Genomic DNA, 15,619 nt, shown 5'->3' with positions numbered 1-15,619 from the left:
AACTTTCTACTACAAAACGTTTGGAGCACTCGGCCATAGGCCGACGGGGAACCTCATGACGCAAGCCAATAACGCCGTATACACCGATCTGAGTGTTGACGATCTGGTCAAAGAAGCCCTGCAGCGCGGTGAAGGCGTGCTTGCCGATACTGGCGCGCTGGTCGTAGAAACCGGTCACCGCACCGGTCGTTCGCCGGTTGACCGTTTCATCGTTGAAGAGCCGTCCACCCAGGACGCCATTGCCTGGGGCCCGATCAACCGCAAGTTCCCGGCCGACAAGTTCGATGCCCTGTGGGCTCGCGTCGAGGCCTTCAACAACGCGCAAGAGCATTTCGTTTCCCATGTTCACGTAGGGGCTGCAGAAGACCACTACCTGGCCGTGAAAATGACCACCCAGACTGCCTGGCAGAACCTGTTCGGTCGTTGCCTGTTCATCAACCCGGCCCAGTACAACCCGGCCGGTCGTGAAGAGTGGCAAGTGCTCAACGTTGCCAACTTCGAGTGCGTGCCAGAGCGTGACGGCACCAACTCCGACGGTTGCGTGATCCTCAACTTCGCACAGAAAAAAGTCCTGATCGCCGGCATGCGTTACGCCGGTGAAATGAAAAAAGCCATGTTCTCGGTGCAGAACTTCCTGTTGCCGGCTGCCGACGTGCTGCCGATGCACTGCGCCGCCAACATCGGCGAAGCAGGCGACGTGACCCTGTTCTTCGGCCTGTCCGGCACTGGCAAGACCACCCTGTCCGCCGACGAAAGCCGTTACCTGATCGGTGACGACGAGCACGGCTGGGGCGAAGGCGTGGTGTTCAACATCGAAGGCGGTTGCTATGCCAAGTGCATCGACCTGTCCGAGAAGAACGAGCCGGTTATCTGGAAAGCCATCAAGCATGGCGCGGTGCTGGAAAACGTCGTGATCGACGAGGCCAAGCACGCCGACTACGCCGACGTCAGCCTGACCCAGAACAGCCGTGCCGCCTACCCGCTGGAGCACGTTGCCAAGCGTTCCGAGAAGAACCTGGGCGGCGAGCCAAACGCGGTGATCTTCCTGACCTGCGACCTGACTGGCGTGCTGCCGCCTGTGTCGATCCTCAGCGAAGAACAAGCGGCCTACCACTTCCTGTCCGGCTACACTGCTTTGGTGGGCTCGACCGAAATGGGTTCGGGCAGCGGCATCAAGTCGACCTTCTCCACCTGCTTCGGCGCGCCGTTCTTCCCACGCCCGGCTGGCGAATACGCAGAGCTTCTGATCAAGCGTATCCGTGGTTTCGGCTCCAAGGTCTACCTGGTCAACACCGGCTGGACCGGGGGCGGTTACGGCGTTGGTAAACGCTTCAACATTCCGACCACTCGCGGCGTGATTGCAGCGATCCAGAGCGGCGCGTTGATCGGTGCGCAAACCGAACACCTGGACACCATCAACCTCGACGTGCCATTGGCCGTACCGGGCGTTGAGACCGGCCTGTTGAACCCACGCAACACCTGGGCTGACAAGGCTGCCTACGACGAAGCCGCGAAAGCGCTGGCTGGCCTGTTCATCGAAAACTTCAAGAAGTTTGAAGTCAGCGATGCGATCAAGGCGGCGGGTCCTAAGTTGTAAGATTCGCCGGTTGTAAAAAAGCCGCCTCTTAGGCGGCTTTTTTATGTGCGAACGATTAGTCGGCGATGTGCAGTACCACTGCACCGATCAGCACCAGCACAACGCCTGCCACCTGCACCGCTGACAATCGTTCCTTGAAAAATACAAACCCCAGGATCGCCGCAATCCCTCCAGAGAGCGTACTGATCACCGTCACCACCGACACCGAGCCGGCCATCGCGCCCCACGAAAATGCCGAGAACCCGCCGAGGTTCATCAAGCTCGCACCGGTCAATGTCGCGCAGTTTTTCAGCGGCGGGATCTTCAAGCCATCCTTGATCTTCAGCACCATCACCACCAGCACGCACAAGCCCACCAGGTAGCCCAGCCACAACATGGTGATTGGCCCCAGCGCCGGCAGTGTGTAGCGACCTTGCAGCCAGAAACTGGTGCCGTACAAGGTTGCGGCGAACATGGCGTAGGCAATGGACAGGCGCGGGCTGTTGTGGGGCGTGCCGTTGTCCTTGTGGATGCTGGACAGCACAACGCCGATCACGCACAGGGCAATGCAGCCCAGTTGTATCAGGCTGATATGTTCACCGCTGGCCCAGGACAGCAAGGTGGTCACGACCCCATAGGAGGTCACCAATGGCGCGACGATGGCCGCTTTGCCCAAGGCAAAGGCTTTGGACAGCGCAAGGGCGCCGGACACGGTCAGTAGGGCAGCGACGATACCCAAAAGCCAGACGCTTAAAGGCGCATCGAGGGATTTGAAAAGGAAGGCCGGGAAAATGACCAGCAGGAGGGTCATGATCAAAAAGCCGAGGGTTTGGCCGAAATACACCGCGCGTTTAACGCCAACGGCTCGGGCGTTGAGGCCCACCAGAAAGTCGGTGCCGCCCCAGAGCAGAGCGGCCAGCAGACCCATCGTGACGTCCATGAACGATCCTTGTTATTTATGCGGCTCGCCAGATTAGCGCAGATCCAATGTGGGAGCGGGCTTGCCCTAATACTGTAGGAGCGAGCTTGCTCGCGAAAAACGTCAACGATAACGCGTGCTTGCTGAATGAACGCGGCGCCTGTGAGTTTTTCGCGAGCAAGCTCGCTCCTACAAAAAATCCTTCATTGGAATCAGCTCAGGTTTTCCAGCGTTTGCGTGTCCCAGCAGTGGGTCTTGATCGCCAGGTAGAGCATGCCGATGGTCAGCGGGATCTTGTCACCACGGCCCTTGGCGCGACGCTTCAGGAACACGTCGAACACCGGCGGCTGGAAGTAACGATAAGCGTCGTAGTCACCCAGGTCGACCACGAAATCCTGTTCCAGCGCCTCCATGAATTGCTTGGCCTCAGCGCCATCGCAACCGAGGTCGAAGTTAAGTGAGGTGTGCAGGCCAATGGTCTTGTGTTTTGGCAAGCCGATTTCTTCATGCAGCAGTTGCAGAAGTTGCTGCATGACAGGGTCTTCGGGGAAGTTGGGAGACAGGTTCATGGTGGGGCCAATCATCAAAGGGTGAGTGTTGTTTACTCTGCAATAGATATTCGGGGTGCTCAGCAACCCGATGCCTGTCACAAAGGCGACTATCGGCAGACTTTCAAGCTGTGCCCCTATGATCCATGACGTGGCATACAACAGAAGGATTGGACCGGTTATCAATAGGCAGAGCCCGAGCCATTTTCTGAGTAGGGGCAACCTTATTGTTCTATCAATTACAGCAGCCAGTATTAAGAAGAGCAGCAAATTGATCCACTGAATGTATTCATTCATCGCACCAGCCACCCTGGCAATTCCGGTTTGCCAGTACCGAGGCGAATCATCGTGAAGGTGATGCCGTAGTGGCTGATGTGTTGAGTCCTTTCGATGTTCACAAAATTATGCCGAGAGAGTTAGGAGAGGGGGCTAGTTTCCTCCAGTCAAAGGGCGTTTCTGTAGAGGTGCGAGACACTGTTTGGAGCAGTTTGGGAAACGGACGACGCGCCGTTTTTTGGTTTCTTACAATGCCTTCCTGCATTGACGACTTTATAACGATTCTGCTGGCAGAACCGAGTAAATGTGGGAGCCGGGCTTGCCCTATTGCTTTGTGTAGGAGCGAGCTCGCTCGCGAAAAATTCACAGGTACCGCGTTTATGCAGGAAGCACGCGTTACCGTTGACGTTTTTCGCGAGCAAGCTCGCTCCTACAGGCATTAGGGCTTGCCCGTGATGGCGTTGTGTCAGGTTTGGAAATAAATATAGCCTGATAGCCGCCATCGCAGGCAAGCCAGCTCCCACAGGTTTAGCTGTATATCGGATTGCTGTGTGGTGGCTGATCGGTCGTTGGTTGCAGTTGTACGTGTTGCGTAGCTTCCAGCAAATCACAGCCGTCCTGAACGAGCAGGTACAACGCATTGATGATGTGGGAATGGCGACCTGATCGGATAAAAAGCACATCACATTTGCTATAAAAAAATCCGCCAAAGCTCTGAAATCAGCGTATGTTTCACCGCAAAATCTTGTAGGGCGATTCCGCCCACTACTTAAAGGGAGTTAAGCATGGGTTTGCTTCGTGTCGCCTCGGCAATGTCTTTGTGTGCGGTGGCGTTTTCTGCCCAGGCAGAGCAGTTGCCGATTGAAGTGCTGAGCGCGGTGGTTAAGGATCAGAAAATCGCCGATGCCGAAGTGTTGCTGCAACGTAATGGCGCGCAGAACGTGGTGGGCCGTACCAACGCACAAGGCCAGGTCACGCTGACCAGCGAGGCGGCTGATGATGCCAGCAACCTGCTGATCATCAAGAAGCCTGGCTATTCCAACCTGGTGGTGAAGTGCCCGTGCAAAGGCATGACCTATGCCGTCAGCCCGGTGATGGAAAATCTCGACGGCCTGCGTGTGGTGTTGACCTGGGGCAAGGCTCCGCGCGACCTCGACTCCCATATGATCTTCCCCGGCAATAACATCTTCTTCAACAATAAAAAGGGCACCGACGCCGAACTGGACGTGGATGACACCGACAGCTATGGCCCGGAAACCATCACCCTGCAGAAAAAGCATTACGGCGAAAGCTACGTCTATGCCGTGCATGACTATTCCAACAGTGGCTCTCCCAACTCTAGCGAGTTATCCAACAGTGAGGCCAAGGTGTTTGTGTACATGGGGCAATCCCTGGTGCGCACCTACTATGTGCCGCAGAACCGAACCGGCAACCTGTGGACCGTGTTCCGCATGACCGGCAGTGGCGACTTCCAGGACATCAACACCTTCACCGGCGTGAGAGTCGGCGCCGAAGATGTGCTCAACGAGGTCAGGCCGTTGCTGGATGACAGCGTGGCCGTCACCGCCGTGACGGTGAGCTCGTCGGTACAGGCCGATGCGAAAAAGCTGAACCTCAAGGGCGAAGCGGCCTACCAGGCCGGTAACCTGGTCCAGGCCATCGACTTCTTCCGTCAAGCCATCGAGCTGGATAACAGCTTCGGCAAGGCTTACGGCAACCTGGGCCTGGCGTATCAGAAAGCTGGCAATACCGCGGAGTCGATCTGGGCCAACCGCAAGGCTATCGCCCTGGCCACCGGTACCAATGCCGCGACCGTGCGTGCCGGTGCTTACTACAACATTGCACGCATCTACGAAGCGGCCGGGCAGTTCCCGGATGCGTTGCGTCACTACCAGTTGGCCAAGGAGCAAAAGGCCAACCCGGTGTATGACACGGCGATTGAGCGGGTGCAGAACCGCTGATTCAGCTGTAGCTCGGTTGTGAAATGTGGGAGAGGGCTTGCCAGCTCCCACATTTGTATCTGCTGCTTCCTGTTACGTTCTCAGAAAAGTCCCACTTCGGCCCTGAGCCATCCCTCCCTCTGTGTATCATCCTGTCTCTTTTTTCCTCGCGACCTTTCTCGATTCGCTGAGATTCCCGGGCTATGTTTTTGAGCCAACTCAGCGGTCATGGAGTGACAGCCTTATGCACGACACCCTCCAGCAGGTCTTTGGTTATCCACACTTTCGCCTGGGCCAGGAAGAGACGGTCAGCGCCGTTCTGGCTGGGCGTTCTGCCGCCGCCATTTTTCCCACGGGGTCGGGCAAATCCTTGTGCTACCAGCTGTCGGCGGTGTTGCTGCCGCACCTGACGCTGGTGGTGTCGCCTTTGCTGGCGTTGATGCAGGACCAGTTGGGTTTCCTGCAGCGCCATGGCATTTCGGCGGGCAGTATCGATTCGGCCCAGAGCCGTGATGAGGCCAATGAGGTAATGGCCCGTGCGCGATCGGGCGAGCTCAAGATCCTGATGATTTCCGTGGAGCGTTTGAAGAACGAGCGTTTCCGTAACTTCCTGAACAGCGTGCAGATCTCGTTGCTGGTGGTGGACGAGGCGCACTGTATTTCCGAATGGGGCCACAACTTCCGTCCGGATTATTTGAAGCTGCCGGACTACCAGCGCCAGTTCAACATTCCGCAGGCGCTGTTGCTGACGGCCACGGCCACGCCCAAGGTGATCGCCGACATGCAGGCCAAGTTCGCCATTGCTGCCGAAGATGTAGTGACCACAGGCTTCTATCGCCCCAACCTCAACCTGCTGGTGGAACCGGTCAGCGGCCACGACAAACGCCGCAGGCTGGTGGAGTGGATGAAAGCGCGGGCCAACCAGCCGAGTATCGTCTACGTCACCTTGCAGAAAACCGCCGAGCAGATTGCCGAGCATCTGAACCGCCACGGCATTCAGGCCGAGGCTTATCACGCGGGGCTGCCCCACGAAAAACGCGAGGGTATCCAGCAGCGTTTCATGGGCGGGCGCTCCAATTGCATTGTCGCAACTATCGCGTTTGGCATGGGCATAGACAAGAGTGACATCCGCAATGTCGTGCACTTCGACCTGCCCAAGTCCATCGAGAACTACAGCCAGGAAATCGGCCGCGCAGGGCGTGACGGGCAGCCGTCGGATTGCCTGGTGTTGGCCAACCGCGACAGCCTCAATGTGCTGGAAAACTTTGTGTACGGTGATACGCCGGAGCAGGAAGGCATTCGTCGTGTACTTGAGGAGTTGCAGGCCGCGCGTAGCGAAGGCCAGTGGGAGTTTCTACTCAGGTCGCTGTCGGACCACAGCAATATTCGCGAGCTGCCGCTCAAGACGCTCTTGGTGCAGTTGGAGCTCAAGGGCGTGATCGCGCCGCGCTATGCGTTTTATGCGGAATACCGTTTTAAATACCTGATCGAACCTGAAACCTTGCTGGCGCGTTTTTCCGGCGAACGGCAGCAGTTTGTCGCGGCGATCATCCAGGTGTGCAAGCGTGCTAAAACCTGGGCGACGGTGGATTTCGATGGGCTTTATCAACAGCACAACGCCGAACGTAGCCGGGTAGTGAAGGCGCTGGATTATTTTCAGGAGCAGGGCCTTATAGAGCTGGAAAGCAAGCAGATGACTGAGGTCTACAGTTTGCTCGACACCGATTTCGACCCGCAGGCGTTAAGCGCCGAGTTATACACAGGCTTCAAGCAGCATGAGGTGACGGAGGTCGCGCGGATTCACGCCATGCTCGACCTGTTCGCCACCGACCACTGCCTGGGGCAACGCCTGGCGCACTACTTTGGTGATGATAATGCGCCCCAGCGTTGCGGGCATTGTTCGGTATGCCACGGTCAGGTCGCCCATCTGCCGGCGCCGCCGAGCCTGCCGCCGCTTGTGGATAAAAACTTCATGGGGCTGTGCGGTGATTTTATCCACAGGCATCATGAGTACACGGGGCACTTGCCGAGTGCGGAGCGTTTGACGCGTTTCCTTGGCGGTATCAGCGTACCGTTGTTTACCAAGTTGAAGGCGCGGGGCATTCCGGGTTTTGCTGCGCTGGAAGACTACCCCTACGCCGAGGTGCGCGACTGGGCCCACGCTCAATTGGATCAACTTTGACGAGACTTGCCGATGCCTGACTCAACGCCTGTGCGCGACGACTACCGCCACTTCCAACCGATTACCACGCGTTGGCACGACAACGATGCCTACGGCCATGTGAATAACGTCACCTACTACAGCTTCTTCGACACAGCCGTTAATACCTACCTGATCGAACAGGGCGGGCTGGATATTCATGACGGTGAGGTGGTGGGGTTTGTGGTGAGTTCGGCCTGCGATTACTTTGCCTCGATTGCTTTTCCCGAGCGCATTGAGGTCGGCTTGCGGGTGGGCAAGCTGGGCAATAGCTCGGTGCAGTATGAGCTGGCGGTATTCAAGGCGGGCGAGCAGGAGGCGTGTGCGGCGGGGCGCTTTGTCCATGTGTTTGTGGACCGAGCGTCGAACCAGCCAGTGCCGATTCCGGCGATGTTGCGCGAAGCGATGCAGCGCTTGGTGGTTTGAGGCACCTAGAAGCAACCCGGACCAAATGTGGGAGCCGGGCTTGCCCGCGATGGCGCAGTATCAGGCAGTACGTCTAAACCTGATTCACTGCTCTCGCGGGCAAGCCCGGCTCCCACATCGGATGTGTTCGTCAGAGCGCGTGTTTATCAGTCGCGATAACGATGCTTGTTCTTGCGATGCCCATAGGCATGGCCGCGGCCTGGGTGGCCATCGCGGTAGTAGCGACGATCGTCACGGTCGCGATCGCGGTAATGGCGGTTGTCGCGATCACTTTCGTTACCCATGTAGTTGCCTAGCGCGCCGCCCGCGCCACCGCCGGCCGCGGAGCCGATCAGTGCGCCGGTGCTGCCGCCAACGCTGCGCCCTACGACGTTACCGCCGGCTGCGCCCAGTGCGCCACCGATGGCGGCTTCGCCACGGCTACGTTTGTCGGCGCCGACCGCGCTACCACCTGCGCCGCCCAGGGCCGCGCCAATGGTCGAACCGGTATTGCCGCCCAACTGCTGGCCGACAACGGAACCTAGAACCCCACCCAATGCGCCGCCTACACCGGCTTCGGTGGTGCCGCCTGCCATGGCTGCGCCACTGACCAGGCCAAGGGACAACAAGAGAATCGAGGAGAACTTCATTCAGGGAAACCTCAAGGGATGACGGCGCGATCCTGAGGTTGTATCGAGGCGCTGACAATCGAAATCCGACCGGCGGCAGAGGTTGTATACAATTTGCTAAGTTACTGTTTTGTATGGGGAACTTAAGTCATTTTTACGGGTCTTTAGTTACTTCGGAAGGGCCGCTTTTATTCAAAAGCGGCCTTTTTTGTGCCTGCCGAATGTGCGGTGCTTGTGCTGGCCTCTTCGCGGGCAAGCCCGCTCCCACACTTGGAATGCATTTCAAATGTGGGAGCGGGCTTGCCCGCGAAAGCGGTAGTTCAAGCAACACACATCTCGGATCGAGTCAGGCCGAGCGCGCCATGATCAACCCACTGTCACTTGCCGCTTCCAAACGAATCGCAACAAACTTAGACGTCGGCGTATGGCTACCGTCGCCAGTGCTTTCCAATGGCACCAACGGGTTCACTTCCGGGTAGTAGGCCGCCGCCTGCCCCGCCGGAATATCAAATGCCAGCAGCGTAAAGCCCTTCACGCGGCGCTCACGACCGTCTTCCCACAGCGACACGATGTCTGCCTTCTGCCCCGGCTTGAAGCCCAGGCGGATGATGTCGGCTTCGTTGACGAACAGCACGTCACGCTGGCCTTTGACCCCGCGATAACGGTCGTCCAGGCCATAAATAGTGGTGTTGTACTGATCGTGGGAGCGCATCGACTGCATGATCAGGTCCGGCACTCGGCCCGTGGCGTGGGTGCGCTCGTGGATCAGGTCTTTGGGCAAGATGTTCGGGCGGAAGTTGGCGCGACCGGACGGAGTGTTCCAGCGGCGTGCGCCGGCGGAGTTGCCCAGATAGAAGCCACCTGGATGTTTGATCTTCTCGTTGAAGTCCTTGAAGCCTGGGATGGTGTCGGCGATCAGGTCGCGGATGCGCCCATAGTCGGCCACCAGCCAGTTCCAATCCACGGGCTTGCTGCCCAGGGTGGCGGCAGCAATGCCCGCCAGGATCGCCGGCTCGGACTTCATCCGTTTCGACAGCGGTTGCAGTTGGCCGTTGGAACCGTGAACCATGCTGAACGAGTCTTCCACCGTCACCGCTTGCGGGCCGTCGGCCTGGATGTCGATGTCGGTGCGGCCCAGGCACGGCAGGATCAACGCATCTTTACCGTGCATCAGGTGGCTGCGGTTGAGCTTGGTGCTGATCTGCACGGTCAGGTCGCAGTTTCGCAGCGCTTCAAAGGTGCGCGTGCTGTCTGGCGTGGCTTGGGCAAAGTTGCCGCCCAGGCCGATAAAGACTTTGGAACGGCCTTCAAGCATGGCGTGAATCGCTTCCACCACGTTATGGCCATTGTCGCGCGGCACCTGGAACTGGAAACGACGCTCCAGCGCGTCCAGAAACGCTACCGGTGGGCGTTCGTTGATGCCCATGGTGCGGTCGCCCTGCACGTTACTGTGGCCGCGCACTGGGCACAGCCCGGCACCTGGGCGGCCGATATTGCCGCGCAGCAACATGAGGTTGGCGATTTCCTGGATGGTCGGCACCGAGTGGCGGTGCTGGGTTATCCCCATCGCCCAGCACATGATCACATTCTTGCCTTTGGCGTACATGCGCGCCGCTTGCTCGATCTCCACCAGGGTCAGGCCGGACTGCTCGACGATTTCCTCCCAGGAGGTGTCGTCGATCTGGCCCAGGTATTCCAGGACGTTGGCGGTGTGTTCGTTGAGGAAGTCATGGTCGAACACTGCTTCCTTGCCTTCGGCCAAGGCTTGGCGTTCCCACAGCAGCAGGAATTTAGCCATGCCACGCAAGATCGCCATATCGCCACCCAGCGCCGGGCGGAAGTAGGCGGTGTTGGTCGGCTTGTCGCCGTTGGTGAGCATTTCCAGCGGATGTTGGGGGTGCTGAAAGCGCTCCAGGCCGCGCTCTTTCAGCGGGTTGATACACACCACCTGGGCGCCGCGCTTCACCGCTTCGCGCAGAGGCTCGAGCATGCGTGGGTGGTTGGTGCCGGGGTTCTGGCCCCAGACGAAAATGGCATCGGCATGTTCGAAGTCATCAAAGGTCACGGTGCCTTTGCCCACGCCCACGCTCTGCGCCAAGGCTACGCCGCTGGCTTCGTGGCACATGTTCGAGCAGTCCGGGAAGTTGTTGGTGCCATAGGCGCGTACAAACAGCTGGTACAGGTAGGCGGCTTCGTTGCTGGCGCGGCCCGAGGTGTAGAACTCGGCCATGTTCGGGCTGGGCAGTGCGTTGAGGTGCTTGCCGACCAAGTCGAAGGCGGCTTCCCAACTGATGGGCGTGTAGCGATCGGTCTCGGCGTCATAGCGCATCGGCTCGGTCAGGCGGCCCTGGTATTCCAGCCAATAGTCGCTTTGCTCCAGCAACGCTGTGACGCTGTGCTTGGCGAAGAATGCCGCATCGACGCGGCGCTTGGTGGCCTCCCAGTTGACCGCCTTGGCGCCGTTTTCGCAGAACTTGACCATGCCGCTTTCCGGCGAGTCGCCCCAGGCGCAGCCCGGGCAGTCGAAGCCGCCGTTCTGATTGGTCTTGAGCATCATGCGCAGGTTTTTGAGGGCGTTGTCGCTGGTCAGCCAGGCTTGCGCCACACTGATCAGGGCGCCCCAGCCACCGGCTGGGCCTTTGTAGGGCTTGTAGCGTGGGGTTGGGGTCTGGTCGGCTTGGTGGTGAAGGCTCATGGCTGGTGCTCCATCGCAGGGCTATAGACCCGTGGCGCGCTTTTTTGCGGCAGGTGGATGAGGTTGAGGTTGTGCCGGCGCGCCCATTGCAAGGCCAGGCCGGTGGGCGACGACAGGCTGACCAGGGTCTGGATGCCCGCGCGCAAGACTTTCTGAATCAATTCCAGGCTGCAGCGGCTGGTAACAATCGCCAGGCCGCCGTCGGTCGGAATCTTTTGGCGGATCAACGCGCCAATCAACTTATCCAGGGCGTTATGCCGGCCGATGTCTTCGCGACCCATCAGCAATTCACCCTGGCTGTTCATAAATACCGCCGCATGCACGGCGCCGCTGTGCTGGCCCAGGGGTTGGAATGCGCTGATGCGCTGGCGCAGGCCATCTAGCCATTGTGCGGGCGGCAAGGGCGCGCCAGGCAGCACCTGGAGGTCGGGCAACGCTTGCTCTACTGCTTCCACGCCACACAGGCCACAGCCGCTGGTGCCCGCCAATTGGCGACGTTGCTGCTTGAGGTTCCAGAACGCACGGCTGGAAACCTGTACCTGAGCGTACTGGGCTGCGCCCGATCCGCTGATTTTCAGGTCATAAATGTCGTTAACGTCGGTGATAATGCCGCTGCCGAGGCTGAAACCTACAATGAAGTCTTCTAGGTCCGTAGGCGTCACCAGCATCACCGCCTGGCTGATATCGTTATAGGCAATCGCCAACGCCACTTCTTCGGCCAGCGCAGTGCTGGCGACTTCCGTGTGTTCAAGATTGCAATAGTGATAGCTCTGGCTAGCGACGGGCGCGGCCGATTCAAGAGCGGGCGCCGCGCAGTGAGGGCGCTTGGCGTTCATGGGGCAGTACCACCGGCGGATTGATCAGTGTTTAGACTAGGCGCGACAAAGGGTCACGTCTAATCGCCAGTATTGATCTATTGATAGAGGGCGTCGATCAAGGTTCACCGGCGTTTGCGTCGGGCTTATTCCAGGCAGCGGTGAGTTGGATACTTTTGAGTCTTTAGCCAGTCTGGAACCCAAGTCGGCAGGACTGGTCTAGTCTTGGGCATCTGGAAATTAAATCCCAAGGAGAGCGCACCATGAGTATTTTTAGCTTTATCAAAGAAGCCGGCGAAAAGATTGTTGACCTGTTGACGCCGGGTAATGCGAACGCGAGTGAGCAGTTGAAGGAGCATGTGAGCAAGGTGGGCCTGGGTAATCCAAACGTGCAGACCACGGTGGATGGCGACAAGGTCACGGTGACCGGTGAAGTGGCCACGCAGGAAGAGAAAGAGAAGATCCTGTTGGCGCTGGGTAACATTGCCGGCGTGGCAAGTGTGGATGACCAGATCACAGTATCCGGTCCAGTGGTTGTGGCTTCGCGCTTTGTTGTTGTGAAAAGCGGCGACACCCTGAGCGCAATCTCTAAGACGGTTTATGGCGACGCGAATAAGTACAACAAGATCTTCGAGGCTAACAAGCCACTGTTGTCGCACCCGGACAAGATCTACCCAGGTCAGACACTGCGCATCCCTGAGTAATACGCAGGATAAAATGAGGAAGCTCGCCCTTTTGTAGGAGCGAGCTTGCTCGCGAAAAACTCACAGGCACCGCGTTTATCCAGGAAGAACGCGTTATCGTTGACGTTTTTCGCGAGCAAGCTCGCTCCTACAGGTTGGTATCAGGGCTTGCCCCCTCCCACATTCGCTCAAAGTCCGGCAATGAGTTCTCGATAATCTCCCACTGCTAAAAATTCTGCGGTGTTCTTTGGTCCTTTCTTGCTATCAGGCTCCTTCACTGCCAGCAAATGACCGACCCCGAAATCCCGGGCACTGCGCAAGATCGGCAAAGTGTCATCTATAAAGAGGCTACGGGCCGGGTCAAAGTGGATATCCGCTTGCAAGGCTTGCCAGAATTGCGGGTTTTCCTTGGGAAATCCGTAGTCGTGAGAGCTGATCAATCGCTCGAAATACGGCGCCAGTTCAATGCGCTCCAACTTCAATGACAGTGAATCACGATGAGCGTTGGTGATCATGATCACGCGCTTGCCGGCCTGTTTGATCGCCGCCAGGAATGTATCGGCATCCGGACGCAGGGCAATCAGGTGGGCGGTCTCCAGCTTGAGTTCGCGCACCGGGATCTTGAGCTCGGCGCTCCAGAAATCCAGGCAATACCATTGCAACTGTCCGGCGTTACGCTCAAACAGCGGTTGCAACTCCATCTCGGCCATGGCCTGGCTCACACCGTGAAGTTCGGCGTAGCGCTGGGGCAGGTGCTCCATCCAGAAGTGGTTGTCGTAATGCAGGTCGAGCAGGGTGCCGTCCATGTCCAGCAGGACGGTGTCGATGGCGTGCCAGGGCAAAGAGGGCATGGTGGGGTCTCATGTAAGTAAAGATATCCGACACAGACAATCGGACAAGCCACGGTATAGTAACCCGATCACGCCAAGGAGCCGTTTATGCGCCAGAAACCCACTGTCCTCGCCCGCGAAATAGTCGCCAGTAGCCGTTTGTTCCGCGTGGAGGAAGTGCAACTGCGCTTTTCCAATGGCGTTGAGCGCACCTACGAGCGTCTTGTCGGGCGCGGCACAGGCTATGGGGCCGTGATGATTGTGGCGATGATCGATGAAGATCATGCATTGCTGGTGGAAGAGTACTGCGGCGGCACTGACGAGTATGAATTGTCGTTGCCCAAAGGCTTGATCGAGCCCGGCGAAGACGTGCTGGCGGCGGCAGACCGCGAACTCAAGGAAGAGGCCGGCTATGGCGCACGGCAGTTGGAGCACATCACCGAGCTGTCATTGTCGCCTGGTTATATGAGCCAGAAAATCCAGGTGGTGTTGGCGACCGATCTCTATGAAGAGCGCCTTGAAGGTGATGAGCCCGAACCGATGCGGGTAGACCGGGTCAACCTGCGCGAGCTGTCGGCGTTGGCGCAAAACGAGCAATTCAGCGAAGGTCGCGCCCTGGCGGCGCTGTATCTGGTGAGAGACCTGTTGACCCAGCGTGGAGCGTTCACCGCATGAGCGAACTGTTTTTAGGCCACCCGTTTATCGCCCCGGTCATTGAACTGGCGCGCCAGGCGGGTGAAGCCATCCTGCCGTACTGGCGTGCCGATGTAGCCGTGACCGCCAAGGCGGACGATTCACCCGTGACGGCTGCCGACTTGGCTGCCCACCATCTGATTCTCGCAGGCCTCACCGCGCTGGACCCAAGCATCCCAGTGTTGTCTGAAGAGGACGCCGATATCGATCAGAGTGTGCGTGCCGGCTGGCAGCGCTGGTGGTTGGTGGACCCCCTGGATGGCACCAAGGAATTCATTTCCGGCAGTGAAGAATTCACCGTCAATATTGCATTGATCGAACAGGGCCGTGTGGTGTTCGGCGTGGTGTCGATACCGACCACTGGCCGTTGCTACTTCGGCGGCGCGGGCCTGGGGGCTTGGCGGTCGGATGTCAATGCAGCGCCCAAGCAGATTCAAGTGCGCCAGACCAGGGCTGCGGGCGAAGCCTTTACCGTGGTGGCCAGCCGTCGTCACACCAGCCCTGAGCAGGAGCGTCTGTTGGATGGTTTGAGCGAGGGCTTGGGTGAGTTGAAACTGGCGAATATCGGCAGCTCGTTGAAGTTTTGCTTATTAGCCGAGGGCAGTGCCGATTGTTATCCGCGCCTGGCGCCGACCTCGCAGTGGGATACCGCAGCGGCCCAGGGTGTATTGGAAGGGGCGGGGGGCGAAGTGTTGGAGTTGAATGGCAAGCCGTTCAGCTACCCGGCGCGGGAGTCGTTGCTGAACCCGTTCTTTCTGGCGTTGCCGGCCAAGGCGGCGTGGCGTGAGCGGCTGTTGACCCTGGCCAGATCTTAAGATCACTGCAGAGCAAAATGTGGGAGCGGGCTTGCCCGCGATGGCGGAGTGTCAGTCATACAGGTATTGGCTGAGCCACCGCTATCGCAGGCAAGCCAGCTCCCACATTTGTTTTATGTAATGGCTGCTAGCGGTGCAGGACGTATTGGCCGGTAAAGACAACGGCATGCTCTTCACTGCCTTCATTCACAATCCACGTCTCCAGCGCCAACCGCGCCCGCCCGTAGCGCTGATAGGTCGCCACAAAGCGCTTCCAAATCTTTTCATCCGGCGCCGCGCAAATGGCTGTCGCGTCCTGGGTCACCGGCAGCGGGTAGCTGATCTGCCCTTCCTGAATCACGATGTGCCCGTCCTCAATCCCGGCTTCACGCAGCTTCAGGTGTAGCCAACCCCAACCCGCCAGCACGGCGCCGCAGTAGAGGCTGCCGCCGAACATGGTGCTCTTGTGGTTGATATTGGCTTGCAACGGCAGGTGCAGTTGCAGTTGGTCGTGTTGCCAGTCGAGCACCCTGAGGCCCATTTCCCGGGTGAGTGGGATGTCATGGTGAAGGATGGATTCCAGGTAACGGCTATCGCGGCTCATGGCGGCCTCTTC

At 58.6% G+C, this 15,619-nt stretch carries 14 protein-coding genes; 7 read left to right on the top strand and 7 right to left on the bottom strand.

What is annotated here, in order from left to right; genetic code table 11:
- Positions 1-55 precede the first annotated feature (55 nt).
- A complete protein-coding gene (locus tag ODQ19_RS10455; protein WP_005783824.1) occupies positions 56-1,597 on the top strand; it encodes a phosphoenolpyruvate carboxykinase in 1,542 nt (513 codons plus the stop codon).
- A gap of 55 nt (positions 1,598-1,652) precedes the next feature.
- Here ODQ19_RS10455 and ODQ19_RS10450 read toward each other — a convergent pair whose 3' ends face one another.
- Together ODQ19_RS10450 and ODQ19_RS10445 are read right to left on the bottom strand one after the other, a co-directional pair.
- Positions 1,653-2,516, bottom strand: coding sequence for a DMT family transporter (locus ODQ19_RS10450; protein ID WP_330209979.1), 864 nt, complete (start codon positions 2,514-2,516; stop codon positions 1,653-1,655).
- 191 nt (positions 2,517-2,707) lie between these two features.
- On the bottom strand, positions 2,708-3,064 hold the full coding sequence (locus tag ODQ19_RS10445) for a DUF1493 family protein (RefSeq protein WP_330209978.1): 357 nt from the start codon (positions 3,062-3,064) through the stop codon (positions 2,708-2,710).
- Positions 3,065-4,104: 1,040 nt separating this feature from the next.
- Between ODQ19_RS10445 and ODQ19_RS10440 the strand changes: the two genes are divergently transcribed.
- The 3 genes from ODQ19_RS10440 to ODQ19_RS10430 all read left to right on the top strand — a co-directional run bounded on the left by ODQ19_RS10440 (position 4,105) and on the right by ODQ19_RS10430 (position 7,885).
- The gene (locus ODQ19_RS10440) at positions 4,105-5,280 is read left to right on the top strand and encodes a tetratricopeptide repeat protein (RefSeq protein ID WP_330209977.1); all 1,176 of its coding nucleotides are present in this window, start codon (positions 4,105-4,107) and stop codon (positions 5,278-5,280) included.
- A gap of 223 nt (positions 5,281-5,503) precedes the next feature.
- On the top strand, positions 5,504-7,441 hold the full coding sequence (locus ODQ19_RS10435) for a RecQ family ATP-dependent DNA helicase (RefSeq protein ID WP_330209976.1): 1,938 nt from the start codon (positions 5,504-5,506) through the stop codon (positions 7,439-7,441).
- A gap of 12 nt (positions 7,442-7,453) precedes the next feature.
- On the top strand, positions 7,454-7,885 hold the full coding sequence (locus tag ODQ19_RS10430) for an acyl-CoA thioesterase (RefSeq protein ID WP_116668589.1): 432 nt from the start codon (positions 7,454-7,456) through the stop codon (positions 7,883-7,885).
- Between the two features lie 146 nt (positions 7,886-8,031).
- Here ODQ19_RS10430 and ODQ19_RS10425 read toward each other — a convergent pair whose 3' ends face one another.
- The 3 genes from ODQ19_RS10425 to fdhD all read right to left on the bottom strand — a co-directional run bounded on the left by ODQ19_RS10425 (position 8,032) and on the right by fdhD (position 12,024).
- Entirely contained in the window at positions 8,032-8,514 is a 483-nt protein-coding gene (locus ODQ19_RS10425; RefSeq protein ID WP_014716482.1) for a glycine zipper domain-containing protein, read from the bottom strand.
- Between the two features lie 325 nt (positions 8,515-8,839).
- Positions 8,840-11,188, bottom strand: coding sequence for an FdhF/YdeP family oxidoreductase (locus tag ODQ19_RS10420; RefSeq protein WP_330209975.1), 2,349 nt, complete (start codon positions 11,186-11,188; stop codon positions 8,840-8,842).
- Positions 11,185-12,024 (bottom strand): formate dehydrogenase accessory sulfurtransferase FdhD, encoded by an 840-nt coding sequence (gene fdhD / locus ODQ19_RS10415; protein WP_330209974.1) that lies wholly within the window; start codon positions 12,022-12,024, stop codon positions 11,185-11,187. Before fdhD ends, ODQ19_RS10420 begins: the two co-directional genes overlap by 4 nt.
- A gap of 242 nt (positions 12,025-12,266) precedes the next feature.
- Here fdhD and lysM point away from each other — a divergent pair, with 242 nt between their 5' ends.
- Positions 12,267-12,707 (top strand): peptidoglycan-binding protein LysM, encoded by a 441-nt coding sequence (gene lysM / locus ODQ19_RS10410; RefSeq protein WP_032894105.1) that lies wholly within the window; start codon positions 12,267-12,269, stop codon positions 12,705-12,707.
- Positions 12,708-12,874: 167 nt separating this feature from the next.
- Here the strand turns inward: lysM and yrfG are convergent, their stop codons facing one another.
- Positions 12,875-13,537 carry a GMP/IMP nucleotidase gene (gene yrfG / locus ODQ19_RS10405; protein WP_330209973.1) on the bottom strand — a complete coding sequence of 221 codons (663 nt, stop codon included), beginning with the start codon at positions 13,535-13,537 and terminating at the stop codon, positions 12,875-12,877.
- An 87-nt stretch (positions 13,538-13,624) separates the two neighbouring features.
- On the opposite strand from yrfG, the gene nudE reads away from it, so the two are divergent.
- Together nudE and cysQ are read left to right on the top strand one after the other, a co-directional pair.
- Positions 13,625-14,191: an ADP compounds hydrolase NudE gene (gene nudE, locus ODQ19_RS10400; protein ID WP_116668594.1), complete on the top strand. Its 567-nt coding sequence runs from the start codon at positions 13,625-13,627 to the stop codon at positions 14,189-14,191.
- Positions 14,188-15,024: a 3'(2'),5'-bisphosphate nucleotidase CysQ gene (gene cysQ, locus ODQ19_RS10395; protein WP_330209972.1), complete on the top strand. Its 837-nt coding sequence runs from the start codon at positions 14,188-14,190 to the stop codon at positions 15,022-15,024. Before nudE ends, cysQ begins: the two co-directional genes overlap by 4 nt.
- A 127-nt stretch (positions 15,025-15,151) precedes the next feature.
- On the opposite strand, the gene ODQ19_RS10390 is transcribed toward cysQ, so the two are convergent.
- The gene (locus tag ODQ19_RS10390; RefSeq protein ID WP_169856573.1) at positions 15,152-15,607 is read right to left on the bottom strand and encodes a thioesterase domain-containing protein; all 456 of its coding nucleotides are present in this window, start codon (positions 15,605-15,607) and stop codon (positions 15,152-15,154) included.
- Between the last annotated feature and the right edge of the window lie 12 nt (positions 15,608-15,619).

The organism is Pseudomonas sp. AM4(2022), assembly GCF_036346515.1.
Classification (GTDB): domain Bacteria; phylum Pseudomonadota; class Gammaproteobacteria; order Pseudomonadales; family Pseudomonadaceae; genus Aquipseudomonas; species Aquipseudomonas paracarnis.
The sequence above is the reverse complement of the archived record's forward strand: the minus strand, read 5'-3'. Positions and strand labels throughout refer to the sequence as shown.